Consider the following 24,664-nt stretch of genomic DNA (forward strand, 5'->3'; position numbering starts at 1 on the left):
TCAATAAGATGCGCGCCGCCGTCCTCCGTTCCCCCGTTCCTGCCGGAACCAGCTATTCAACGGCGAAACCGTTGGTCCTCGAGGAGCTGGTGGCGCCGGAGCCGCGCGCCGGCGAGCTCGGCGTGCGCATCGTCTACTCAAGCCTCTGCCACTCCGACCTGTCCGTGGTGGACGGGTCACGCATCCGCCCGTTACGCATGGCGTTGGGCCACGAAGCAGTCGGCCGCGTGCTCACCTTGGGCGAAGGCGTAAGTGATGTGCGTGTCGGCGACCACGTCGTGCTGGTGTTCGTACCCAGCTGCGGCAGCTGCCGGGCCTGCGCCGCCGGGCGGCCGGCGCTGTGCCACCGGGCCGCCGTTGTCAACGGCTCCGGCGACCTGCTGCACGGGGAAGCCCTGCTGAAAACCGCCGGAGGAGAGAGGATCAACCATCACCTGGGAGTCTCCGCGTTCGCCGACTACGCTGTCGTGGCTCGGGAATCCGCGGTGGTCATAGACGACGACGTGCCCGATGCCGTTGCCGCGATGTTCGGCTGCGCGGTGCTGACCGGCGCGGGGGCGGTCCGCAATACCGCCGCCGTGCAGCCGGGCCAGTCTGTCGTAATCTTCGGGCTCGGCGCCGTCGGCCTCTCCGCCGTCATGGCAGCCACGCTCGCCGAAGCATCCGCGGTCATCGCGATCGACCCGAATGCGGCAAAGCACCAGCTCGCCCTGGACTGCGGGGCGAGCACGGTGGGGACGCCCGACGACGCCGCCCGGCTGGTCGCCGAGGCTGCCGGAGATGGTGTGGACGTGGCCATCGAAGCGGTGGGTTCGGCTGCGGTCCTCGCCTCCTGCCTGGATCTGATCACCCGCGGCGGTGCCGTCGTCTCCGTCGGTCTGCCGCATCCTTCCGCAAAACTGGTCGTGCCGGCCCTGCAATTCGCCGGCGCCGGCAAAAGGCTGCTCGGTTCCTACATGGGCGACGCCGTGCCGGGCCGGGACATTCCCCTCTACTTGGGGTACTGGCGGGAAGGGAAACTACCGGTGGAGCTGCTGCACTCCGACACCAGGCCGCTGGCAGAAATCAACGAAGGCCTGGATGATTTGGCGGCAGGCCGCGTGGTGCGCAGGCTGTTCCAGGCGTGACGCCTGGAAGAGTTCGTGATAACTGAACTGGTTGACGTAACCGAGTGAAGGAGCTTGACGATGGCTGTAGTTGGATGGATCGGACTTGGCAACATGGGCGGCGGCATGTCCGCGAACCTGGTCAACGCCGGGCATGAGGTGCGCGGCTTCGACCTAAGCGAGGCCGCCATGGCGGCGGCCGGGACAGCCGGCGTGAAGCTTGTCGGCAGCATCGCAGAAGCGGTCGGGGGCGCCGACGTCGTCTTCACCATGCTGCCCAAGGGCGATCACGCCCGAGCAGTCTACCTGAACGACGACGGCGTATTGGCCCACGCCGACCCGAGGACCCTGCTGGTCGACTCGTCCACCATCGACATCGAATCCGCGCGGACGTTGCACGGTGCCGCCGCCGCCGCCGGGTTCCGCTTCGTGGACGCCCCCGTCTCCGGAGGAATGAGCGGGGCGCGGGCCGGAACGCTGACCTTCATGGTCGGCGGGGAGAGCCACGCGGTCGAGGATGCCGGCGTCTTCATCAAGCCCATGGCCGGGAACATCATCCCTACCGGTGGTGCCACCACGGGTCAGGCCGCCAAGATCTGCAATAACCTCATGCTCTTCATCAACCTCGCCGGCACGGCCGAAGGTGCCGTGCTGGCGGACCGGCTTGGGCTCGATAAGCAGGTGTTCTGGAATATCGCCTCAGTTTCGTCAGGGGACAGCTGGGCGCTGCGTACCTGGTACCCGGTCCCCGGGGTCGTGTCCACCGCGGCATCGAACAACGACTTTGCGCCCACCTTCACCGTCGAGTTGGCCAAGAAGGACATCGGTCTCGCCATCGCTGCGGCCAAGGGCACCGGGACTCCGCTGCACATCGGCGAGCACGTCGAGCAGCTGTACCAGCGTCTGATCGACGCCGGCGACGCCGGCAAAGACTGCTCCATAATCGTCAAGTTGGTGGACGGCACGCTGGAGCAGCAGCAGTAGCTGCTGTAGGAGCGGCCGGCCCCTCCCGGAGGTCCCGAAGGTGCCGGCTCCCCGGTCAGCGGCTACGAAACGCGCCGCGAGCCTTTAACCTCTCGTGTATAGGTTTCGGGGTCTGAGATATCGGACTTGGAGTAGTCCCTTAGCCCGAAAGCCGCAGCAATCGTGATCAGGGCCGAGACCAGTATGTATACGGATACCGCATACCCGGTTCCGAACTGATGGAGCAGGAAAGTGGCAACCAGTGCGGCCGGCCCACCGGCGATGATCGAGGCTAGCTGGTAGCCCAGCCCAGCGCCGGTGTACCGGAGGTTGGTCGGGAAGTTCTCCGCAATGATCGACGCCTGCGGGCCGTATTGCATCGCGTGCGGGATGAGCGCCACACACAAGGCAACGAAGACCAGCCAACCGATGCCGCTGTCGAGAAGTGCGAAGTAGACAAAGCCCCAGACGCCGGTGATGGCCGCCCCGATCAGGTAGATCTTTTTGCGACCGACCGTGTCGGACAGGTGCCCGAAGTATGGCACACAAAAGAGCTCGATGGCCGCCGCGATCATGGTGCCGATCAGAACGAAGTTGTACGAGTAATTGTGGTTCTTGTCGGTCAGGTAGGACAACACGAACGCGGTCACGATGTAGAACGGCATCTGCTCCGACATCCGCAAGAGCGCCGACAGGATGATCGCTTTCGGGTACCTTTTGATCACCTCGAGAACCGGAGCCTTTTGGGTCTTCTGGGTCTTGACCACCTCGGCGAACATCGGGGTTTCCAGGATTTTGAGCCGGATGTAAAGCCCGATGCCGACCAGGACCAGGCTGAGCAGGAACGGGATCCGCCAGCCCCAGGCAATGAAGGCGTCCGTGCCCATGATGCCGTTGAACACGGCAAGCAGACCGGTGGAGAGAATGATGCCGATGGCGACACCAAGCTGCGGCCAGCTGGCCATCAGCCCTCTGCGCTTCTGGTCACCCCATTCCATCGAAAGAAGAATGGAACCGCCCCACTCGCCACCGACGGCGATGCCTTGAAAGATGCGAAGGATGATCAGGACGGCTGGTGCAGCGTCGCCCCAGGTCGTCGCACCGGGAAGCACACCGATCAGCGCGGTCGAGATCCCCATCATCAGCAGCGTGATGATCAGCATCGCCTTGCGGCCAATCCGGTCGCCCCAGTGCCCGAAGATCGCCGCTCCGACCGGACGGGCCAGGAAGCCGACGAAGTAGGTGGCGAACGCGGAGATCAGCCCCAGATAGGGGGACATGTGGGGGAAGAACACATGTGGGAACACCAGTGCCGCCGCTGTGCCGTAGAGGAAGTAGTCGTACCACTCGATTGTCGTCCCGATGGTGCTGGCGATCGCCGCTTTGCGCGCCTGACTTCGCTGTTCGAGGCCACTCACTGCAGCCGGCTCGAGTTTGGACATTACTGTCTCACTTTCCCTGTTGAACGTTCAACTGGGTCCAGGCACGCCGCCCGGGCTCGGGTAACGGGGTGCGCTCGCTTTCCACGACTGTGTGTTTCGTGTGCACCGTGCTTACACCTAACTGTTTAGCCAGAGTCGAGTAAGTTGTCAAGGAATCCAATGCAGCGGCGGAAATCACAGGCGCACAGCCAACAAGTCCCAGCCCCCACCAGCAGCGCCCAAAATCGCCGGACGCTGGGGCACAGGAGACAATGGAGGCATGTACCTGCTGCTGGCCGCATCCGACGCGCGCGCCGCCCCCGAGGGCACCGACAGACAGAGCGCGCCCATTGGCCCTTGTGCGGACATTATCCCCCTCAACTCCCTTGGAGAAGCCACGGCTGCCAGACGCACCCTGGCAGTTGCCGACCTACCGGCCGCCGTAACACAGTTGGAAAACGAGCAGCGGCCGCGCTGGGTGTGGAATCGGACGCAGAGCTGGTATCCACCGCTGCTGGACGCCGGCGTCAGTGTCGAGCGCTGCCATGACGTGGCACTATGCCGCAACATCCTGGTCTTTTCGGCCCTCACCGCAGACACTGACTACGCCAATACCACGGCCCCGCTCCGCTTTGATGACATTCTTGACCCGAGCCCCGAAGCCGCGAATCAGGACAGCCTCTTTGATACGCCCGTCAACCGGGGCGGACCCTTTATCGACGCCCTGCGGCAGGAATTCGCCGCCCAGCTGGAAGCCGTCCGCCGCTCCGTTCAGCCGGGCCGTCTGGCCTTGCTCCTGGCGGCCGAGTCCGCCGGCGCGTTAATTGCCGCGGAAATGCGCCACACCGGGCTGCCGTGGCGCGAAGACCTGCACGAACAGATCCTCACCCATCAGCTGGGCCCTCGACCGGCCGGTCTGCAGCGGCCGGAGAAGCTTGAATTCCTGGCCGGTCGGCTCCGCGAGGAGCTCAACGCCCCTGCTCTGAATCCGGATTCCGCCCAGGAACTGATGCGGGCCCTGCACCGGGCCGGCATCGAGACGAAGACCACCAGATCCTGGGAGCTTCAGCAGATCACCCACCCGGCCATTGCACCACTGCTGGCGTACAAGAAAATCAGCCGGCTCCATGCCGCGAACGGGTGGGCGTGGCTGGATCAATGGGTGGCCGGCGGCCGGTTCCGTCCCGAATACGTCGTTGGCGGCGTGGTCTCGGGCCGTTGGGCCTCGCGCGGCGGCGGCGCCCTGCAGATTCCCCAACAGATACGCGGCGCAGCCCACGCGGATCCGGGCTGCAAACTGATCGTGGCGGACGCCGCCCAGCTGGAGCCCCGCGTGCTGGCTGCGTTGGCCCGGGACACCAGAATGGCTGAGGCCGCCCGGGATAAGGATCTCTATGCCGGGATTGCCGCGCAGGGCTTCGGTGGGGACCGGGCGAAGGCCAAGGGGGCGCTGTTGGGTGCCATTTACGGGGCGACCACCGGCGAATCCGGCCGGCTGATGGCGCAGCTGACCCGCACCTACCCGGAAGCCGTTGGTTTTGTCGAAGCAGCCGCCCGCGCCGGGGAACGCGGCGAGGTGGTGACGTCCCGGCTGGGACGCAGCTGTCCGCCGCCGTCGTCGGACTGGCTCGCCGGTCAGCGCAGCAGCACCGCGGAGGAACAGCGCCGGGCGGAAAACACGGCCCGATCGCGCGGGCGCTTTACCCGGAATTTCGTTGTGCAGGGGTCCGCTGCGGATTGGGCCGCCTGCTGGCTGGCTGAATTACGACGGCGGCTGCGCACCTTGGCGTCCGACCGCGCGGCGGTGCACGGTACCGGGGCTGCCAAGGAAGCGGAACTCGTTTTCTTCCTGCACGACGAGGTGATGGTTCATGCGCCGGAGGACCAGGTACAGACGGTCAGGCGGCTGGTGGAGGAGTCTTCTCAGACGGCAACGCGGTTGCTCTTCGGCGAGATACCGATCGCGTTTCCGGTCAACATCACCGTCGTCGACTCCTACGCCGACGCCAAATGACCCCTCCCGTCAGTCCCCCGCCCCAACTAGGTAGCAGCAGATGCACTCATTTCGCAATTTGAGTGCATCTGCTGCGACCTAGTTGTGAAGGGCGGGCGAGGCGAATGGGGTGTGTCAGAGGGGCGGGGAAATGACCCGGGCCGTGTCCCACGGGACGGACCAGCCGAGCTGTTCGAACGCCCGGCTCAGGATGCCGGCGGTAAAACCCCAGACGACGACGCCGTTGACCAGGAAGGCAGGGCTGCTGAACGTCTGCGGGCCACGGGTGAGTGTGGCCGTATACCGGTTGTCCGGGTCCAGCAGGTCCCGCACCGGTATCCGGAAAACCTGGGCGGATTCACCGTAATCAACCACAGCGACGGGCGACGGCGAGTGCCACCACGCCAACACCGGCGTGACCATGAAGTTGCTGACCGACAAGGCAAGTTCGGGCAGCCGGCCCAGGATCTCCACGCCGTCCGGATCCAGCCCGGTTTCCTCCACCGCTTCGCGCAGGGCTGCCGCGTCCACGGAGGCATCACCTGGATCGACCCCGCCTCCCGGAAACGCGACCTGGCCCGGATGATCCGTCAGGGTGGCGGCCCGCTCGATCAGCAGCACGTCAAGCGAAGCCGGGGCCAGCGGTTTGTCAGAAGCGGCGGGGACGGAATCCAGCGCACCGAACAGCAGCAGCACCGCGGCCTTGCGGGCGGTCGCCGGGTCCACCGGGGGCAGACGGCGATCCTCCCCGGCAGGGGCAAGTGCGGCGGCCGCCCCTGCCAGTGAGACAAGGTCCGCGTACACGCTCACTGTCCCGTCGCCGCCCTCGCGGTCCCCTGCCCGCGGGTCTGTGCACCGCCTGCCGGCTCCGCATCGTCGCTGCCCGGGCCCTGCACCGGCTCCGGCGGGGCCGGCGTGCTCCCGGATCGTGGCAGGGGTTGCGCCAGGCGCTGGGATTCCTGCCGGTATTCGGCCGCCCGGGAGACGTCCGCCAGCATGCGCGCGAGCAATTCCTCGTTGCCTGGCGCCAGTTCGTATTTGAGCAGTTTTTTCGCCTTCTCCGGGTCCGTTTCGCCCTCGCCGTAGGAAGGGCACAGCGTAGCGACAGGGCAGGCTCCGCAGGCGGGTTTCCGCGCGTGGCAAACGCGGCGCCCGTGGAAGACCACGCGGTGCGAGAGCATGGTCCAGTCGGCCGGATCGAAGAGTGCACCCACATTGGATTCGATCTGGACCGGGTCCGCGGATGCCGTCCAGCCAAAGCGCTGGGACAACCGGATGAAGTGGGTGTCCACGGTGATTCCGGGGATGCCAAAAGCGTTGCCCAGCACCACATTGGCGGTTTTGCGTCCGACGCCGGCCAGCGTCACCAGATCTTCCAACCGCCCCGGCACCACGCCGTCGTACTCATCGACTATCCTCGTGGCCAACGAGATCAGGCTGCGTGTCTTCGCGCGGAAGAACCCGGTGGGCTGGATCATGGTTTCCAGCTCCGCGGTGTTGGCCTCCGCCAGCGCCCGCGCATCGGGGTATTTCGCGAAAAGCGCCGGCGTCGTCTGGTTGACCCGCACATCCGTGGTCTGCGCGGAGAGCACCGTGGCCACCACAAGTTCGAACGCGTTGCTGAAATCAAGCTCCGCGTGTGCGTAAGGGTAGGCGTCCGCGAGCAGCCGGTTAATTTTGCGGGCGCGCCGCTTGAGCGCCAGCGGTGATTCGCCGCCGCTCGGGACGTCTGTGGCAGGCATTCGGTTGGACACGGACTACTCGCCCTCGGGCGCCCGCTCGATGTTGCTCAGATCACGCAGTACGCCCACGCGACCCTCGGTGTTCTGCACCAGGAAGTCATGCCCGCGGTCCTGCAGCGCCAGGATCCAGACGCCGGGCTCGACGTTGTACACAAACGCGCCGCTCGTCTCGTCGACGACGGGGCGCGGCCGATCCACGGCGAACCAGAAGGCGTCGTAGACGGGATTTTCATCGTGGTCCTGATTAGTCTTCGCGCGTGACGACGGGTCGACGGTGGCGCCGATGCTCGCCGGAGCGGGACGGCTCTCCGCGTTGTCGCGAGCCGGCTGCGCCTCGGTGTGGACGGCCGGGTTCACGGTCGTCCGCGGAGCTGCTTGGGCCGCGGCGTGCGGGCGCGGGTCAGGTTCGACGGCGGCGCCTGCCGGGGCGGCCGTGTCAGGTGTTCGGGACTGGCCAGCCGCTGCTTTGTTCCCCGCGGCAGGGTTATTTCCCGCGACAGCGGAGGGCGCGTCGGCAGCGTTATTCCCCGCGGCAGCGTTGTTCCCCGCGGCAGCGTTGTTCCCCGCGGCAGCGTTGTTCCCCGCGGCAGCGTTGTTCCCCGCGGCAGCGTTGTTCCCCGCGGCAGCGTTATTCCCCGCGGCAGCGTTATTCCCCGCGGCAGCGTTATTCCCCGCGGCAGCGTTATTCCCCGCGGCAGCGTTATTCCCCGCGGCAGCGTTATTCCCCGCGGCAGGGTTATTCCCCGCGGCAGGGGAGGGCGCGTCGGCAGCGGAGGGCGCGTCGGCAACGCCGCGGCCTCGCAGCCGGGCTGCGAACGCGGTCGCCGTCCCCCCGAGCTTTGCTCCAACGTGACTGCCGTGCTGGCCCGCATCGTGGCTGCCGTGCTGGCCGGCGTGGGTGTGTGGAGTGCCCGCGGAGGGAGCGCTGCCCGCACCTTGCGCGACGGGGCGCTGCTTCGGTTTGGCCGCAGCCGGCTTAGGGGACGCGGGCTTAACGACGGCAGGAACGATGTCCCGGGCCACGAGATGCGCGGGCGTCTCGGAACGGTCCGCAAAATCACCGACAAAGAAGGGCAGCCAAGGCGCTGCGACTGTAGACGCGAGCAGGCCGAGGGAACCGATCAGACCGATCAGGAAGGCCAGCCGGAAATCGGTCACCGTGTAGAGGAAGAAGAAGCCGGCAGCGAAAGAGGCCACCACGGAGCCGAACTGGTCCGCGGAAAGCGAACCGACCCGGATTTTGGCGGTGGGCACCAGCCGGCGGGCCAGGAACAACGCGCCGACCAGCAGCGGCAGCAGAATGCCGATGACAAGGAAGTACAGCGAGAAGCCGTTCCACACATTGACGTAATAATCGGTCTGGAAAAGCGGAAGCAGGGAGGCGATGAAGATCACCACGACAGATCCCAGCGCCACCAGATCGCGCAGGGTCAGCGGACCCAGCAGTGCCTGGCTCCGGGCCGCAGCAGCCCTGGCCGCCGGAGGTGATCCGTGTCCCGCGGCCTGCTGGTCCGCGGATGCCGCGCCAGTGCCCGGCCCGGTATTCGCACTCGTACCGGCTGCATCCGCACGGGCGGGCACCGCGTGGGCGCCCGCTGCAATGCCGGATGCGGTCTGCGCCTCAGCGTGCGCCTCCTCGTTGCCGGGCCCGGTGCTTCCGGAGCTCTCTGCGGCCCTGTGTCCTGCGCCGAAATGCTGCTCTGTCATTAGCTGCTCCTAGCCGAACGGCGGTCCAGCAGCCGGCCGGTGTGTCTGTTGGGAACGTTCATCAGTTGGGAACTTGTCGACGACGGCCCGCGGGTGTCGTCGCCAAATCACGGTTCCATTACAGCCTAATGACACAAACCTGACATCTCCAGCAGGATCCCCCACCGCGGCCCGTCGCCGCGGCTGTCCGAGGCGATTCCGGGCGCACTTGGGCGCAGATCCGGCCCATTCGCGGCCGGACCATGTGACCGCGGACACGCGTGACTTCTTCCGCGCTAAGGTTTAAGACGGAACCAATCTTCGTGCCGGCAGGTGCAGATCCAGCAGCAGATACAGACGGAAGGCAACCATGCCACCGTTCGCCGGCACCCGTAGGGAATAGAGGGTTAGAGATGTCCCAGGACACGACCGCGGCTTCGGCTGCCACCAGCAATACCGGCGATGCGCTGGAAAACCTGCTGCACGAAAACCGCAGGTTCCCGCCGAGCGCCGACTTCGCCGCCCATGCGGTCATCCAGGCCGGCGAATATGAGGAGGCTGCAGCGGACCGACCGGCTTTCTGGGCCAAACAGGCCCGTGGGCTGCTGTCCTGGCACAAGGACTTCACCGAGACTCTCGACTGGTCAAACCCGCCGTTCGCCAAGTGGTTCGGCGACGGCCAGCTCAATGCGGCCTACAACGCCCTCGACCGGCACGTTGAAAACGGCCTGGGCGAGCGGGTCGCCATCTACTTCGAAGGTGAGCCCGGCGACACCCGCACCTACACCTACGCCCAGCTGACCGAGGAGGTCAAGAAGGCCGCCAACGCCTTTGAATCCCTTGGCGTGGTCAAGGGCGACCGCGTCGCGGTGTACCTTCCGATGATTCCGGAGGCCGTCATCACGTTGCTGGCGTGCGCCCGGATCGGTGCAGTGCACTCCGTCGTGTTCGGCGGCTTCTCCGCGGACGCCCTGCGATCACGCATCGACGATGCCGAGGCGAAACTCGTCGTCACCGCGGACGGCACCTACCGCCGCGGCAAACCCAGCGCCCTCAAACCGGCCGTTGACGCGGCCCTCACCGCACCCGGGCACACCGTCGGGCACGTCGTCGTCGTCAAGCGCAACGGTGAGAACGTTGACTGGACCGAGGGCCGCGATCTGTGGTGGGACGATTCGGTCGGCGCTGCGTCCGCCGAGCACACCGCCGTCGGCCATGATGCCGAACATCCGCTGTTCATCCTCTACACCTCGGGCACCACCGGCAGGCCCAAGGGCATTCTGCACACCACCGGCGGTTACCTGACGCAGGCGGCCTACACACACAAGGCCGTCTTTGACCTGCACCCGGAAACGGACGTCTACTGGTGCACGGCCGACGTCGGCTGGGTCACCGGACACACCTACGTGGCCTATGCGCCGCTGATCAACGGCGCCACCCAGCTCATCTACGAGGGCACCCCGGATTCGCCGCATCAGGGCCGCTGGTGGGAACTGATCGAAAAGTACAAGGTTTCCATCCTCTACACTGCGCCCACCGCGATCCGGACCTGCATGAAGTGGGGACGCGAGATCCCGACCAAGTACGACCTGTCCTCCATCCGGGTGCTCGGTTCCGTGGGCGAGCCGATCAACCCCGAGGCCTGGATGTGGTACCGGGACGTGATCGGCGCCAACGCGGGCAGGAACGGCGAAAAGAAGGAGAACCCGGCGCCCATCGTGGACACCTGGTGGCAGACCGAGACCGGCGCGCAGATGATCGCCCCGCTCCCCGGCGTCACCGCCACCAAGCCGGGTTCGGCGCAGACACCGCTGCCGGGCATTGCGGTGGATGTGGTGGATGAGATGGGTGAATCGGTACCGAACGGCAGCGGCGGGTATCTGGTGATCCGCGAGCCCTGGCCGGCCATGCTGCGCGGCATCTGGGGCGACGAGCAGCGCTACAAGGACACCTACTGGTCCCGTTTCGACTCGATGTACTTTGCCGGTGATGGTGCCAAGTTCGACGACGACGGCGACGTCTGGTTGCTCGGGCGGGTCGACGACGTCATGAACGTCTCCGGGCACCGGCTCTCCACCACCGAGATCGAATCAGCGTTGGTCAGCCACCCCTCGGTGGCGGAGGCAGCCGTCGTGGGGGCAGCGGACGAGACCACCGGCCAGACGGTTGTGGCGTTTGTGATTCTGCGCGGCAGCGCCGTTGATGATCCCGATATTGTTACGACGCTGCGCAACCATGTGGGCAAGGAGATCGGCCCGATCGCCAAGCCCAAGACCATCCTGGTGGTGCCCGAGCTGCCCAAGACCCGCTCCGGGAAGATCATGCGGCGGCTGCTCAAGGACGTCGCGGAGGGCCGCGACGTGGGCGATGCGTCCACTTTGGCGGACAACTCGGTGATGCAGCAGATCGCCGATTCACTCAAAAAGTAGCCGCAGCAGCAGTAACCGCAGCACCCTCCCAATCTGAGGTGCGCACGATGGGCCGTCCGGGCATCTTCGCCCCATCGCGCGTGCCTCAGCTGTTTAACACCGTAACGCAAACGTGACGAAATGATCGAAAATTATATCTTTTGGGTCTTGACGTTCGATTTTGATCCTTTTATGCTTGCTGGTATGTGATCTGCTTCACAGCTGCATGTCTTTCAAGGAGAAATCATGTCACCAAATGAAGAGCGCTCCGCCGCCGATATCAACCGCACGGGCATGGGCCGCCGCACCTTGCTCAAGACCTTCGGCGTCGGCGCTGTCGGCCTGGCCGGCATTCCCCTCATCTCCGCCTGCACCGGTGGCAGCGGACCCGGCGCCGCCGCCACCGCCTCGAAGTCGCTGACCTTTGGTTCCGGCTCATCCGATGATGTTCCCAAGGCCGCCTACAAGGCCGTGACGGACGCCTTCACCAAGAAGTCGGGCATCACCGTGGCAACGAATGTGGTGCCGCACAACGACTTCCAGAACAAAATCAACACCTACCTGCAGGGCAGCCCGGACGATACTTTCACCTGGTTTGCCGGCTACCGGATGCAGTACTACGCCGGTAAGGGACTGCTCACGCCCGTCGATGACGTCTGGGACAAGATCGGCACCAACTTCTCCGACGCCATGAAGAAGGCCTCCACGGGTCCGGATGGTAAAAAATATTTCGTGCCGAACTACAACTACCCCTGGGGGTTCTTCTACCTGAAAAGCTTCTGGGCGGAGAAGGGCTACGAGGTGCCCGCGACCTTCGACGCGCTCAAGACCCTGTGCGCCAAGATGCAGACTGATGGCCTCATCCCCATCGAATTCGCCGACAAAGACGGCTGGCCCGCGTTCGGCACCTTCGATTACATCAACATGCGCCTCAACGGCTACCAGTTCCACATGGACCTCACCGCTCACAAGGAGTCCTGGGACCAGAAGAAGGTCAGCGACGTCTTCGACACCTGGAAGGCGCTGCTGCCGTACCAGAACCCCGGTGCCTTGGGCATGACGTGGCAGGACTCCGCCAAATCCCTGGGCGACAAAAAATCCGGCATGTACCTGCTGGGCTCCTTTGTCACCCAGCAGTTCACGGACCCGGCTCTTCTGGCGGACGTCGACTTCTTCCCGTTCCCGGAGATTGCGATGGAAGGGATGGATGCGGTGGAGGCCCCCATCGACGGGCTGCTGCTGTCCAAGAAGGGCGGCCAGAATCAGGCCGCACACGATTTCATGGCGTTCATGGGCACCGCTGAGGGCCAGGAGGCGTATGCCTCGGTGGACCCGTCCAACATCGCCACCGTGAAGGGTGCGGACCTGTCCAAATTCAGTCCGCTGAACAAGAAGTGTGCGGACGTTATTGCCAACGCCAAGAGCATCAGCCAGTTCTTTGACCGGGATGCTCTTCCCGCGATGGCGAACAACGTGATGATTCCTGCGCTGCAGGCATTCATTAAGGATGGCTCCGTGGACGTCAAAAACCTTGAAGCCCAGGCAAAGCAGCTATACGCCGCCCAGTAGCGGCACGGCCCGATCCTGGGCCCGATCCTGACCGCGGCGCCTTCACCGGTTTCATCCGCTCCCGAGAAAACGAGTTGCTATGAGTTCGTCAACCCAATCACCGGTGGCCCTGGTTTCTGCCGAAGCCCCGGGCGGACGCCGTCGGAACCGCAAGGTCCGGCGGATGTCCCGCACGGACAAGATCGTCCTCAGCATCATGGTCGGCATCCCGACCCTGATCCAGCTGGTGCTGATCTGGATACCGACGGTGCTGTCCATCGGACTGTCGTTTGTGCGCTGGAACGGACTGGACCTGTCCGATATCAAGGCCGCCGGAGCGGACAACTACAACTACGTTTTCAATGATTACCCGCCGTTCTGGCCGGCGGTGCAGCACAACATTCTCTGGCTGGTGTTTTTGGCGATCATCGCCACTCCGCTGGGACTGTTGCTTGCTGTGCTGCTGGATCAGAATATCCGCGGCAGCAAGATCTACCAGAGTATTTTCTTCATGCCGGTGATGCTCTCGCTGGCCCTGATCGGCATAATCTGGCAACTGTTCTACCAAAAGGACAACGGCCTGTTGAACTTCCTGCTGGGCACCGCCGGGACGCCGCAGGCGGTGGACTGGTTCGGCAATTCGGACGTCAATATCTGGGCCGCGCTGATCGCCGCAACCTGGCGGCATGCCGGCTACGTCATGATCCTGTACCTGGCCGGCCTCAAGGGCGTGGATGCTTCGCTGAAGGAAGCCGCAGCGCTGGACGGGGCCAACGCCTACCAGACGTTCTTCCGCGTGGTCCTGCCTGCCATGCGTCCGATCAACATCGTAATTGTCGTCATCACCATCATCGAATCACTGCGCGCCTTCGACATTGTGTATGTCATCAACCGCGGCACCAACGGTCTGGAACTCATCAGTGCCCTGGTGATCCAAAACCTCGTGGGCGAGGGCCAGGTCATCGGCGTCGGTTCGGCGCTCGCCGTGATTCTGCTGGTCATTTCCCTGGTTCCCATCGTCTTCTACTTGTCCCGCGCCTTCGGGAAGGAAAAATCCGAATGAGCACCTCAGTCAGCTCCCTCCAGGCAAAATCCGGCAGCGCCGGCGTCCAGGCCGGCCGCCGTGCCCACAAGCGCCATTACGGGACCCACATCTTCCTGACCGTGATGGCCGTCATGTGGCTCATCCCGCTGGGCTGGTCCCTGTACACCGCCCTCCGGCCCAAGGCTGATACGGACAAGTTCGGGTATTTCAGTCTTGGCGGGGTCTTCAATTTCGATAACTTTGTCACCGCCTGGAATCAGGGCGGATTTCCTAAATATTTCCTCAACTCCATAATCATCACGGTCCCCACGATTATCCTGGTGCTGCTTTTTTCCTCGATGATGGCGTTCGCCGTCAGCCGAGTGAGCTGGAAATTCAACATCACCTTGCTGATCATGTTCACAGCCGGCAATCTGCTGCCCCCGCAGGTCCTGGCGGCCCCGCTGTTCTCCATGTTTAAACACTTTGGCCTGCCGTATTGGTTCAGCGATTCGGGAAACCTGCTCAATACCTACATCAGCGTCATTGCCGTCAACACGGCGTTCCAGATCGGTTTCTGCACCTTCGTGCTGTCGAATTACATGAAGGCGCTCTCCTCGGATCTGACCGAGGCAGCCCTGGTGGACGGCGCGGGCATCTGGCGCCAGTATTGGGAAATAATCATCCCCCTGTGCCGCCCCGCGATTGCCGCGCTGGCCACCCTGGAGCTGATCTTTATCTACAACGACTTCTTCTGGCCGCTGTTGTTCATTCAATCCGGTGACCGCCTCCCGGTGACCACAGCGATCAACAATCTGCAGGGCGAGTTCCTGTCCAACTACAATCTGCTGGCCGCCGGCGCCATGATCACAGTGGTCCCCACACTCGTTGTGTACGTGCTGCTGCAGCGGCACTTTGTTGCCGGCCTGACTCTCGGTTCAAGTAAGGGATAGAAAAAGATATGAGCATGGACTACGTGACCTCACGGATCGGCGCCGGAGATGCGGATTCCGGACCGCGGCTGGCCTTCGGCGGCGACTACAATCCGGAGCAGTGGCCGGAGGACGTCTGGGCCGAAGACATGGCGCTGATGCGCGAAGCCGGCGTCAACCTCGTCAGTGTGGGAATCTTCAGCTGGGCCCTGCTGGAACCGGCGGAGGGGGTCTACGAATTCGATTGGCTGGATCGCGTCCTCGACCTGCTGCATGCCAAGGGCATCAGCGTCGATCTGGCGAATGCGACCGCATCTCCCCCACCGTGGTTCAGCCACAAGTACCCGCAGTCCCTGCCGGTGACGGCCGACGGCGTCCGGCACAGTTACGGTTCCCGGCAAGCCTTCAGCGCCAGCAGCCCGGACTACCGCCGCGCCGCCGCCGCGCTCACCAAGGCGATCGTCGAGCGCTACGCACGCCATCCCGCCGTCGTTATGTGGCATGTCCACAACGAGTACGGCTGTCACAACCAGCCAGATTACGGCGACAACGCGGCCGCGGCCTTCCGGACGTGGCTGCAGCATCGGTACGGGAGCCTGGATGGCCTCAACGCCGCCTGGGGAACGGCCTTTTGGTCCCAGCATTACTACAGCTGGGAAGAGATCCTGCCACCGCGCGCGTCCGGCACCTGGCTCAATCCGTCCCAGCAGCTGGACTTCGCGCGTTTCTCCTCAGATGCCCTGCTGGAGTGCTTCCGCGCGGAGGCGGAGATCATCCGCGCGGGATCACAGCACCCGGTCACCACCAATTTCATGGGCTTCAGCATGACCCTGGAGCGGCCCGTGGACTACTGGCGGTGGGCCGGGCACATGGACATCGTTTCCAATGATCATTACCTGATAGCGGCCGACGAGCGGAACTTCCAGGAACTGGCCATGACGGCGGATCTGTCACGCGGCTGGTCCGGCGGCCTACCGTGGCTGCTGATGGAACACTCCACGTCGGCGGTGAATTGGCAGCCACGCAATGTCGCCAAGATGCCCGGTGAGATGCTCCGCAACTCGCTGTCGCATGTGGCGCGCGGGTCCGACGGTGCGCTGTTCTTCCAGTGGCGCGCTTCCCGGGCGGGTGCGGAGAAATTCCACTCGGCCATGTTGCCGCACGCCGGGACGGACAGCAAAGTCTGGCGTGAGGTGGTGGACCTGGGGCAGGCGCTGCGGTCCATTTCCGAAGTGGCGGGTTCCACCGTGGCCGATGTGCAGGTCGCCATCCTGCACGATACGGATGCGCGCTGGGCCGCGGAACTGGATTCGCAGCCCAGCGTGGACGCGGACTGCATCGCCGAGACCCGTCGCTGGCACGATGCCTTCTTCCGCGCCGGCATCACCACCGATATCCGGCGCAGCACCGATGACCTGTCCGGCTACCGGCTGGTGGTGGCGCCAATGCTCTACCTGCTCACCGACGAGGGCACGGCCAACATCGCACGGTTCGTGGAGGACGGCGGGCACCTGATGGTCGGTTACTTCTCGGGCATCGTGGACGAAAATGACCACATCCGAATGGACCCGATCCATGGACACGGATATCCCGGCGCCTTCCACGACCTGCTGGGCGTGCGGATCGAAGAATTCTTCCCGCTGCGGGCCGGCGCGACGGTCCCGCTGAGCGGCTTCGGTGAAGGAAGCGTGTGGAGCGAACTGGGGCGGACGACGACGGCGGAAACCATGGCGACATTCACCGGTGGCGCAGTGGCCGGCTCGCCGGCGGTTACCCGCAACACGCACGGCAGCGGGTTGGCCTATTATCTCGCGACGTCGCTCACGTCCGCAGGGATGTCCGCACTGCTCGCGGACATCGCCACGGTGGCCGGCGTCCGTCCCGTAGTGGCGGATGTTCCGGAGGATGTCGAGGTGGTGAAGCGTTCGCGGGATGGCCGCAGCTGGCTCTTTGTCATGAACCACAGCGATCGGGCCGCCGGCCTGCAGGTCTCCGGCACGGAGCTGCTCAGCGGCGAGAGCGTCGGGCCACTGCTCACTGTGCAGGCCGGCCGGACCGCCGTCGTCCGTTTAGACGAGCAGCCCGACTAGCCCAACCAGCCGATCAGCCCGACTAGCTGGCCGATCCGCCCACTCAAGTGTGAGCTCCCAACCCTACGTGAGGAACCCAGATGCTAGCCGATGCCCGCCGCTCCGCCACCGCTGCCGCCGTTGCGCGCGAGGGGGTGGTCCGTGTCTCGGATCTGGCCGAAATGTTCGGGGTTTCCCTGATGACGGTGCGCCGTGACATCGATGTGCTTGATGAAGCGGGCCTGCTGGAGAAAATCCACGGCGGTGCCAAGATCCGGGGCGGTGCCAGCACGCACGAGCCCGGCTTTGAGCTCAAATCCACCCAAGCCCAAGACGAAAAGGAAGCGATTGCCGCCGAAGCCGCCTCACTGGCACAGGAAGGAATGGCGATCGGGCTCAGCGCCGGCACCACCACCTTTGCGCTGGCGAAACTGCTCTGCCAGAAGAGGGGTCTCACCGTGGTGACCAATTCGGTGCGGATCGCGGATGTTTTCCATGCCTCCGCCGCCAAGCTGACCGTCATTCTCACGGGCGGCGAACGGACACCCTCAGATGCACTGGTGGGCCCGATTGCCACCTCGTCGGTGCGTCAGCTGCACCTGGATCTGCTCTTCCTCGGGGTCCACGGGGTGGACGCGGACGCGGGCTTCACCACGCCCAACCTGCTCGAAGCAGAAATGGACCGGGCCCTGATTGCGGCGTCACGCAAGGTGGTGGTCCTGGCAGATCACAGCAAATGGGGCATGCAGGGCATCAGCACCATCGCGGCCCTGGAGGATGTGGACGAAGTGATCAGCGACGCGGGCCTCGGCCAGGACGCGCAGCGGGTACTGCGCCAGCGCGTGGGCCGGCTGCGGCTGGTCCCTGTCCCGCAGCAGCAATCCGCCTGACCGACTGTTCCAGACTTCCCGAAGAGGTGCCTGATGGACCCGATATACCTGCGCGTCGACAGCGCGAGCGTACTGATCGACGTCAGCTCCGGTGAGCCCTCCGTGCTGCACTGGGGTGCGGATTTGGGTGCAACACTGCCGGATCTGTCCGCCCTGGGGTCAGGTGGCATGCCGGTACCGCATTCCGCGCTGGACACTCCGGTGGTGCTGGGCCTGTTGCCGCAGGCGTCCTCAGGATGGCGCGGCCGCCCTGGGCTGCGCGGGAGCGCCGGGACACAGGGCGCGGCGGGAACGGGCTTCTCCGCCCGGCTGAGCTTGACCGGGATGCGGGCCACCGGCACCTCGGCCATCCTCACGCAGGAGGATGCGGAACTGGGCCTGACGGTTGTCAGTGAACTTAACCTGCACGACGGCGGTCTGCTGGAGATACGGCACACGCTGACCAACGATGGCACGACGGATTACGCGCTGGAGGAACTCGCCGCTGTGCTCCCGATAGGCCCGGACGGGACCGAGATCCTGGATCTGACGGGCCGCTGGTGCCGGGAACGCCATCCGCAGCGACGACCGGTCCAGCAGGGAACCTGGCTGCGCAGCGGCCGGCACGGCCGCACCGGCCATGATTCCGCGCTGCTGCTGGCCGTCGGATCCGCCGGTTTCGGCAACCGCCAAGGAAAGGTCTGGGCGGCGCATTTTGCCTGGAGCGGGAACCATCAGGCCTATGTGGAGGGGTTGGCGGACGGTCGCACCGTGATCGGTGCCGCGGAGCTCCTGGGATCCGGCGAGGTGCTCCTGACACCGGGACAGAGCTACGCCACGCCGCCGCTCTTTGCGGCGTACTCCGACCGCGGTCTGGACGGAATCTCCGAGGCCTTTTATGCTTGGTTCCGCGCCCGCGGACACCACCCCTCCTCACCGCGGCCGGTTGTCGTGAATACCTGGGAAGCGGTCTACTTCAATCACGATCTGGACGTCCTGACGGAACTGGCCGCGTCTGCAGCGGAACTGGGTGCGGAGCGCTTCGTGCTCGACGACGGCTGGTTCCGGCACCGCCGCGACGATCACGCGGGTTTAGGTGACTGGTACGTCGACGCTGACATCTGGCCCGACGGTTTGGGTCCGCTGATCGAGGCGGTCACCAGCAGGGGCATGGAGTTCGGCCTGTGGGTGGAGCCGGAAATGATCAACTCCGACTCCGACACCGCACGTGCCCATCCTGATTGGATAGCCGGCCCCGCCGCCGCCCGGGCCGAACCCGCCGGTCAAGCCGAACCGGCCGATGGAGTCGAAACCGCTGCTTGGTCGCGTCCGGAACAGACCCACCGGCTGCCGCTGGAGTGGCGACATCAGCAGGTGCTGGATCTCGTCAACCCGGAGGCATGGCAGTACATCTACGACCGAATGGACGCGCTGCTGACCGCGCATCCCATCGCCTACCTCAAGTGGGACCAGAACCGGGATCTGCTCGAGATGGGCCACGCGGACCGGCCCTCCGTGCACGAACAGACGCTGGCCGCTTACCGGCTCTTCGACGCACTCCGGGCTGCGCATCCGACGGTGGAAATTGAAAGCTGCTCCTCCGGTGGAGCCCGGGTTGACCTGGGGATCCTGGAACGGACGGACCGGATTTGGGCCTCGGACTGCAACGATGCGCTGGAACGGCAGACCATTCAGCGCTGGACCGGCATCGTAGTCCCGCCGGAACTTGTCGGATCCCACATCGGCCCCACCACCTCGCACACCACGGCCCGCACCCACGAACTGTCGTTCCGCGCCATCACCGCGCTGTTTGGCCACTTCGGCTTGGAATGGGACATCCGTACCGTCGCCGGTGCCGAACGAGACGAGCTGCGAGGCTTCATCGCCCTTTATAAGCGGTTCCGCCCACTGATCCACGGCGGACGAATGGTCCGCGCAGATCTGCCCGATCCATCGCTGCTGCTGCACGGCGTCGTTGCCGGGGACGCGACAGAGGCGCTGTTCGCGCTCGTGGCCGTCTCGACGTCGTACGCAGAGCAGACGGGCCGCGTCTGCGTCCCCGGCCTGGCGGCGGAACGGAACTACCGGGTTGACCTGATATACCCCATGCGGGGCGGGACCTTCACCCAGGCAGCTCCGCCCGCCTGGGTGGCCGACGGGGTGAGGGCGTCCGGACAGTTCCTGGCGGAGGTCGGCCTTCCGATGCCGATTCTGAACCCGGAGCACGCCATACTCCTGCACTTCTCCGCCCCTTGATCCGATTTGAGCTGCCCGTGTTGCGGCAGCGTCACCCGATTGCCCTCACTACGGGCACCTCACACGGGACAAAATGGGATAGTGGGATATGACCTCTGAAGCGTCTTCGACCGGCCGTGGCACCATCCTGATCGTGAACGGGCCCAACCTCAACCTGCTGGGAACCCGCGAGCCAGGCATCTACGGCCATGCAACCCTAGTCAATCTGCAGGATCTCGTGGCGGTCGCTGCCCGCGGGCATGGGTTCGACTCGGACTTCATCCAGTCCAATCACGAGGGCGCCCTGGTGGACGCGATCCATGCGGCCAGGGATTCGGCGGTGGGCATCGTGATCAACGCCGGCGCGTATACGCACACCTCGATCGCCATCCGTGACGCGCTGGCCGGCGTCGGGCTGCCGGCCGTGGAGGTGCATATTTCAAATGTGCACCGGCGCGAAGAATTCCGGCACTTCTCCTACCTCTCCGCAGTGGTGGACGCGGTGATCGTGGGCGCGGGCATGCACGGCTACGAACTCGCCATCAGCTATCTGGCTAAAGCCCTCGCACGGTAAGGGACGGCGGTCCCACACCACCGGCCCCGGCGCCACCGGTGCATACGGCTACTTCTTCGTACACTGCCCGGCGGAAACCTGCTGGTCCAGCCCCGGCGCCGCATGCACCACCGGAGCCAGCTCCGTGAGCGTGAACGCGTAACCGACCTGCGCCGCCGCCGTCGCCCGTGCAAAAACGACGCCCACCACTTGGCCGGAGTTGTTCAGCAATGGACCGCCGGAGTTACCGGGCTGCACATCGGCGGCCAACTGGTACACCTCTTCGGCGGCGGGATTCTGCCCATAGATATCCGGCACCAGCACGTTGGAGACGGTCTGGACCGTTGCCGGTTCCGAGGTGAACGGACCGCCGTGCGGGTAGCCGGCAAAAGCGGCCCCGTCCCCTGCCTGCAGCTGGCTGCCCAGCGGCAGCGTGGCCGTCTGCAGCCCGTCGACGGCGATCACCGCCAGATCCTGCTGTGGATCAAAGGACACCACACGGCCTGGAAGCGAGCCACCGCCGGGAAGCTCCACCACGGGGCGGCTCACCCCGGCCACCACGTGCGCGTTCGTCACCACCCGGCCGGGCGAGACCACAAAGCCCGAGCCCGTCTGATTCTGACCGCACTGGAACGCCGTCCCGGTGATCTTCAAGATGGACTGCGCGGCCGAATTCAGCGCTGGGGTGTCGGTACTGGTGTTCGGCGGATTCATCGGCGTCACCGGGCCGAGCTGATCGAACAGCTGCGGGATGCCCTCGTTCAGCACGATGGAACGCAGCTGCGCCACGGACGATTTCACTGGCGTCGGCGTGAGTGAATCAATGGTGCCGATGACCTTGGACTGGCCCAGCTGCGTGGAGACGAACGGGATGCCGAGGTTGGAGACACTGAAGGCGAGCACCGAGATCATCAGCGCCCCCACGCCCAGGTTCAGCGCCCCGCCGAGCAGCCGGTCCACCGCACGCACCGGGCGGAACTTCACCCGCCGCCCGATCAGCGTGCCCAGCCGGATTCCCAGCGTATGGCCCAGCACCACGAGCACCAGCACGGCCGCGATCACGGCCACCGTCCGCCAGCCGCTGTCGCCGGCCAGCGAACTCACAAAGGGAACGGCAAAGAACGCAGCCGCCGCGCCGGCCACAAAGCCGAGGATGCCGCCAAGGCTCACCACGAGTCCCACACGCAGGCCGTAGATAAGCTGACCGATGAGCCACAGCAGCAACACCAGGTCCAGCACAGTGAATCCGAACATGCCCGTCCTTGCCCCGGCCACGATCGGGTCCGGACTGCCAAGTTTAGCCTCCCCGACCGGGACGAAACCTGAGCGTCTGCCCACTGCCGCCCGCATGGCGGGGAAGGCGGATTCCGTCCCGCCACGGGAGGGACCGCAGGGTCGCAGTGCCGCCGGGCGGAAAACGCTGCCCGACGGCGGCCAACCACCGCCGCGGTGATGAGCCGGTTCGCAGCCCCTTAGCCGGAAAACACTGCCCGACGACGTCCCGGGCGGCAGCCGTGGGGGCGACCCCGTCCTGGGAGTCTTTTAGGCGCCCTCCGGCAGCCGCACAACCGGTGCTGATGCCAAGTTGGTCACAAAACGGTGAGAATTCTGAAACAATTGTCATAACGCCACTATTCGCCCACTTCCAACAGGAGATTTCATGGACATCGAGGTACTGCGCAGGGCACCGTTGTTTGCCACGCTTGACGACGAGGCATTCCGTCTGTTAACGGACGAGCTGGCTGAGGTGGACCTCTCCCGGGGGGCCTCCGTTTTCCGGGAGGGCGACCAGGGCGACCAGCTGTATTTCATCGTTTCCGGCAAGGTCAAGCTGGGCCGGACGTCTCCGGACGGCCGTGAATCGCTGGTGGCCATCCTCGGCCCGGGCGAGCTGTTCGGCGAGATGGCGCTGTTTGATCCGGCGCCCCGCAGCACGACCGCAACCGCGGTCTCCGAGACGCGGCTGGCCGGGTTGAAGAACGAAAGCCTCAACGCATTGCTGGGCAACCGCCCCGAAGTTTCCATGCAGCTCCTGCAGGCCCTGGCGCGCCGCCTGCGGCGCACGAACGACAACCTCTCGGATCTGGTCTTTTCCGACGTTCCCGGCCGCGTGGCCAAGGCGCTGCTGGATCTGGCGGACCGGTTTGGACGCCCCGCCACGGACGGTGTGTTGGTGGCCCATGAACTCACGCAGGAGGAGCTGGCCCAGTTGGTCGGAGCGTCGCGTGAGACCGTCAATAAGGCTCTGGCCGAATTTGTTCAACGTGGCTGGCTGCGCCTCGAGGCCCGCGCCGTCGTCATTCTTGACATCAACCGTCTGCGCCAGCGCTCGCGTTAGCCGCTGGCCTCTTGCCAGCCAGTACGACGGCGGCGCCCGGGTCGCCGCTGCGGCTGCCACGGCGGTACCCGCTGAGAGGCGCACCAATTATGGACGGGCACCCCTGCTGAAGCGCGGTGCCCGTCCGTATCTGCTGCCAATCCGGGCGGATGCCCGGTAGCCCGTCAGCGTTCCCGGCTGACTGCCCCCTCGGAGACCGGTGCCGAGGCAACCTCCAGCCAGAACTCCCCGTCCTTCTCGACCAGGCGCGGCTGGTAGGCCACCGCGGAACGCTTATGGTTCAAATAGGCAATGCAGCCGCGCGCGGACGCAATCTTTTCCAAAATGATTTCGCAACCGGGTACCGTCAGCTCGGACAGGGTGAGGCCCACCGTATCGGGTTGCCCGATTTCGTCCCCCAAGGACACCCCTTCACGGCCGGAGACCAGCTTCGCGGCGCTGGCCCAGCGTGCCCAGACACCCCTGCTGGAGAGCAGCGACGGGGTCTGGTTCACCGGCGCGGCGGCGGCGAAATACCGGGTATCAAACCGGCGATGGGCGAAGTCCGGACTGAGCCAGTTCACCAGCGGCTTGAGCAGATCGGTGCGCAGGCCCAGTCCGCGCTTTGCCAGCATCTCCGGGAAGGTCTTGTCCTGATCCGCGATCGCCTCCCGGGCGGCCATCCACTCCGCCCCTTGGGTTCCTTCCACCAGCGAGGACGCATCCCGGCCCGCGAGCAGTATGCCGGTCTCCTCGAAGGTCTCGCGGATGGCGGCCACCACGTGGCGGCGGGCCAGCGATTCGTCGGCCATTCCCATGCTCCTGGCCCACGTCGCCGGCGACGGGCCCACCCAGTCCATCGCGTCGTCGTCGTGCGCCTCAATACTGCCACCGGGGAACGACACCCGGCCCAGCGGTGAGACCCCATTGCGGTACCCCAGATACGTCTGCAACCCGTCCGGACCGTCCTTGAGCAGAACCACCGACGACGCAGACCGCGGCTTACTCGGGGTGCGTTCGCCGAACTCCACCCACGTCCGGGCCGCCGCCAGCTGATCGGGGAGCAGCCGGAACGTCCGCGTCCCCGCGGGTCTACTGGAACTGAGCAATCAGCTCAACCTCGACGGGTGAATCAAGCGGCAGCACAGCCACGCCCACCGCGGACCGTGCGTGCACGCCGGCCTCGCCGAAAACCTGGCCCAGCAGCTCGGACGCGCCGTTGATAACACCGGGCTGTCCGGTGAAGGCAGGGTCAGACGAGACGAAACCGACCACCTTCACGATGCGGGTGATCCGGTCCAGATCGCCGATCGCGTTCTTGACCGCGGCCAGCGCATTCACGGCGCACACGGCGGCCAGCGATTTCGCTTCCGCGGCGGACACGCCGGCGGAACCGACCTTGCCGGTGACTGTGAGTTTGCCGTCAATAAAGGGCAGCTGCCCGGACGTGTAAACGTGGTCGCCGGACACCACGGCAGGTACGTAGGCGGCAACCGGGGCAGCGACGTCGGGCAGGGTCAGTCCGAGCTCCCGCAGGCGGGCTTCAACGGCCGACGACGCCGGGGCGGCTTCGCGCGTCTGAGCTGCGTTTTCGTTCTCCGTCACGGCTACTGCTTCTCCCTCTTAAGGTAAGCGACCAGACCCTTGCCGTCCGGTCCGGCGATGACCTGCACAAGCTCCCAGCCGTCATCGCCCCACTGGTCAAGAATCTGCTTCGTGGCGTGGATGATGAGCGGAATCGTGGCGTACTCCCATTTGGTCATGAGCTAAAGCGTAGCCCTTACCGGTAAACTGGGAA

General features: G+C 65.3%; 20 protein-coding genes. 12 read left to right on the plus strand and 8 right to left on the minus strand.

What is annotated here, in order from left to right; genetic code table 11:
• The first annotated feature begins 8 nt into the window (after nucleotides 1-8).
• Together ACLLJI_RS18815 and mmsB are read left to right on the plus strand one after the other, a co-directional pair.
• The gene (locus ACLLJI_RS18815; protein ID WP_434615544.1) at nucleotides 9-1,127 is read left to right on the plus strand and encodes a zinc-binding dehydrogenase; all 1,119 of its coding nucleotides are present in this window, start codon (nucleotides 9-11) and stop codon (nucleotides 1,125-1,127) included.
• Between the two features lie 60 nt (nucleotides 1,128-1,187).
• Nucleotides 1,188-2,090: a 3-hydroxyisobutyrate dehydrogenase gene (gene mmsB / locus ACLLJI_RS18820; protein ID WP_434615547.1), complete on the plus strand. Its 903-nt coding sequence runs from the start codon at nucleotides 1,188-1,190 to the stop codon at nucleotides 2,088-2,090.
• A 62-nt stretch (nucleotides 2,091-2,152) separates the two neighbouring features.
• On the opposite strand, the gene ACLLJI_RS18825 is transcribed toward mmsB, so the two are convergent.
• The gene (locus tag ACLLJI_RS18825; protein WP_434615550.1) at nucleotides 2,153-3,511 is read right to left on the minus strand and encodes an MFS transporter; all 1,359 of its coding nucleotides are present in this window, start codon (nucleotides 3,509-3,511) and stop codon (nucleotides 2,153-2,155) included.
• Nucleotides 3,512-3,770: 259 nt separating this feature from the next.
• Here ACLLJI_RS18825 and ACLLJI_RS18830 point away from each other — a divergent pair, with 259 nt between their 5' ends.
• On the plus strand, nucleotides 3,771-5,504 hold the full coding sequence (locus tag ACLLJI_RS18830; protein WP_434615553.1) for a bifunctional 3'-5' exonuclease/DNA polymerase: 1,734 nt from the start codon (nucleotides 3,771-3,773) through the stop codon (nucleotides 5,502-5,504).
• 114 nt (nucleotides 5,505-5,618) lie between these two features.
• Here ACLLJI_RS18830 and ACLLJI_RS18835 read toward each other — a convergent pair whose 3' ends face one another.
• The 3 genes from ACLLJI_RS18835 to ACLLJI_RS18845 are packed head-to-tail and all read right to left on the minus strand — an operon-like array spanning nucleotide 5,619 to nucleotide 8,932.
• Nucleotides 5,619-6,293 carry an NUDIX hydrolase gene (locus ACLLJI_RS18835; RefSeq protein ID WP_434615556.1) on the minus strand — a complete coding sequence of 225 codons (675 nt, stop codon included), beginning with the start codon at nucleotides 6,291-6,293 and terminating at the stop codon, nucleotides 5,619-5,621.
• Complete coding sequence (gene nth, locus ACLLJI_RS18840) at nucleotides 6,290-7,225, minus strand: endonuclease III (RefSeq protein ID WP_283559020.1); 936 nt, start codon at nucleotides 7,223-7,225, stop codon at nucleotides 6,290-6,292. Before nth ends, ACLLJI_RS18835 begins: the two co-directional genes overlap by 4 nt.
• 15 nt (nucleotides 7,226-7,240) lie before the next feature.
• Complete coding sequence (locus tag ACLLJI_RS18845; RefSeq protein WP_434615560.1) at nucleotides 7,241-8,932, minus strand: hypothetical protein; 1,692 nt, start codon at nucleotides 8,930-8,932, stop codon at nucleotides 7,241-7,243.
• Between the two features lie 392 nt (nucleotides 8,933-9,324).
• On the opposite strand from ACLLJI_RS18845, the gene acs reads away from it, so the two are divergent.
• The 8 genes from acs to aroQ all read left to right on the plus strand — a co-directional run bounded on the left by acs (nucleotide 9,325) and on the right by aroQ (nucleotide 20,570).
• Nucleotides 9,325-11,340 carry an acetate--CoA ligase gene (gene acs / locus ACLLJI_RS18850; RefSeq protein WP_434615562.1) on the plus strand — a complete coding sequence of 672 codons (2,016 nt, stop codon included), beginning with the start codon at nucleotides 9,325-9,327 and terminating at the stop codon, nucleotides 11,338-11,340.
• Nucleotides 11,341-11,565: 225 nt separating this feature from the next.
• On the plus strand, nucleotides 11,566-12,888 hold the full coding sequence (locus tag ACLLJI_RS18855; protein ID WP_434615565.1) for an ABC transporter substrate-binding protein: 1,323 nt from the start codon (nucleotides 11,566-11,568) through the stop codon (nucleotides 12,886-12,888).
• 79 nt (nucleotides 12,889-12,967) lie between these two features.
• The gene (locus ACLLJI_RS18860) at nucleotides 12,968-13,930 is read left to right on the plus strand and encodes a carbohydrate ABC transporter permease (protein ID WP_434615568.1); all 963 of its coding nucleotides are present in this window, start codon (nucleotides 12,968-12,970) and stop codon (nucleotides 13,928-13,930) included.
• Nucleotides 13,927-14,844: a carbohydrate ABC transporter permease gene (locus ACLLJI_RS18865; protein ID WP_434615571.1), complete on the plus strand. Its 918-nt coding sequence runs from the start codon at nucleotides 13,927-13,929 to the stop codon at nucleotides 14,842-14,844. The genes ACLLJI_RS18860 and ACLLJI_RS18865 overlap by 4 nt, the downstream gene beginning before the upstream one ends.
• 8 nt (nucleotides 14,845-14,852) lie before the next feature.
• Nucleotides 14,853-16,913 carry a beta-galactosidase gene (locus tag ACLLJI_RS18870; RefSeq protein WP_434615574.1) on the plus strand — a complete coding sequence of 687 codons (2,061 nt, stop codon included), beginning with the start codon at nucleotides 14,853-14,855 and terminating at the stop codon, nucleotides 16,911-16,913.
• 80 nt (nucleotides 16,914-16,993) lie between these two features.
• Entirely contained in the window at nucleotides 16,994-17,782 is a 789-nt protein-coding gene (locus ACLLJI_RS18875; RefSeq protein ID WP_434615577.1) for a DeoR/GlpR family DNA-binding transcription regulator, read from the plus strand.
• 33 nt (nucleotides 17,783-17,815) lie between these two features.
• A complete protein-coding gene (locus tag ACLLJI_RS18880) occupies nucleotides 17,816-20,017 on the plus strand; it encodes an alpha-galactosidase (protein WP_434615580.1) in 2,202 nt (733 codons plus the stop codon).
• Nucleotides 20,018-20,105: 88 nt separating this feature from the next.
• Complete coding sequence (gene aroQ / locus ACLLJI_RS18885) at nucleotides 20,106-20,570, plus strand: type II 3-dehydroquinate dehydratase (RefSeq protein WP_434615583.1); 465 nt, start codon at nucleotides 20,106-20,108, stop codon at nucleotides 20,568-20,570.
• A 48-nt stretch (nucleotides 20,571-20,618) separates the two neighbouring features.
• Here the strand turns inward: aroQ and ACLLJI_RS18890 are convergent, their stop codons facing one another.
• Nucleotides 20,619-21,803: a MarP family serine protease gene (locus ACLLJI_RS18890; RefSeq protein WP_434615586.1), complete on the minus strand. Its 1,185-nt coding sequence runs from the start codon at nucleotides 21,801-21,803 to the stop codon at nucleotides 20,619-20,621.
• A 406-nt stretch (nucleotides 21,804-22,209) separates the two neighbouring features.
• On the opposite strand from ACLLJI_RS18890, the gene ACLLJI_RS18895 reads away from it, so the two are divergent.
• Nucleotides 22,210-22,887, plus strand: coding sequence for a Crp/Fnr family transcriptional regulator (locus tag ACLLJI_RS18895; protein ID WP_283559031.1), 678 nt, complete (start codon nucleotides 22,210-22,212; stop codon nucleotides 22,885-22,887).
• Between the two features lie 164 nt (nucleotides 22,888-23,051).
• Here ACLLJI_RS18895 and ACLLJI_RS18900 read toward each other — a convergent pair whose 3' ends face one another.
• From ACLLJI_RS18900 to ACLLJI_RS18910, 3 genes are read right to left on the minus strand one after another with little or no spacing between them, the layout of a single operon-like run.
• Entirely contained in the window at nucleotides 23,052-23,975 is a 924-nt protein-coding gene (locus tag ACLLJI_RS18900; protein ID WP_434615589.1) for an NUDIX hydrolase, read from the minus strand.
• Nucleotides 23,959-24,471, minus strand: a complete 513-nt coding sequence (locus ACLLJI_RS18905; protein ID WP_283559032.1) for a RidA family protein — start codon at nucleotides 24,469-24,471, stop codon at nucleotides 23,959-23,961. The genes ACLLJI_RS18900 and ACLLJI_RS18905 overlap by 17 nt, the downstream gene beginning before the upstream one ends.
• Before the next feature lie 2 nt (nucleotides 24,472-24,473).
• Nucleotides 24,474-24,629: a hypothetical protein gene (locus tag ACLLJI_RS18910; RefSeq protein ID WP_283559033.1), complete on the minus strand. Its 156-nt coding sequence runs from the start codon at nucleotides 24,627-24,629 to the stop codon at nucleotides 24,474-24,476.
• Nucleotides 24,630-24,664: the final 35 nt, after the last annotated feature.

The sequence above is a fragment of the Arthrobacter sp. A5 genome, from assembly GCF_051131705.1.
Classification (GTDB): domain Bacteria; phylum Actinomycetota; class Actinomycetes; order Actinomycetales; family Micrococcaceae; genus Arthrobacter_M.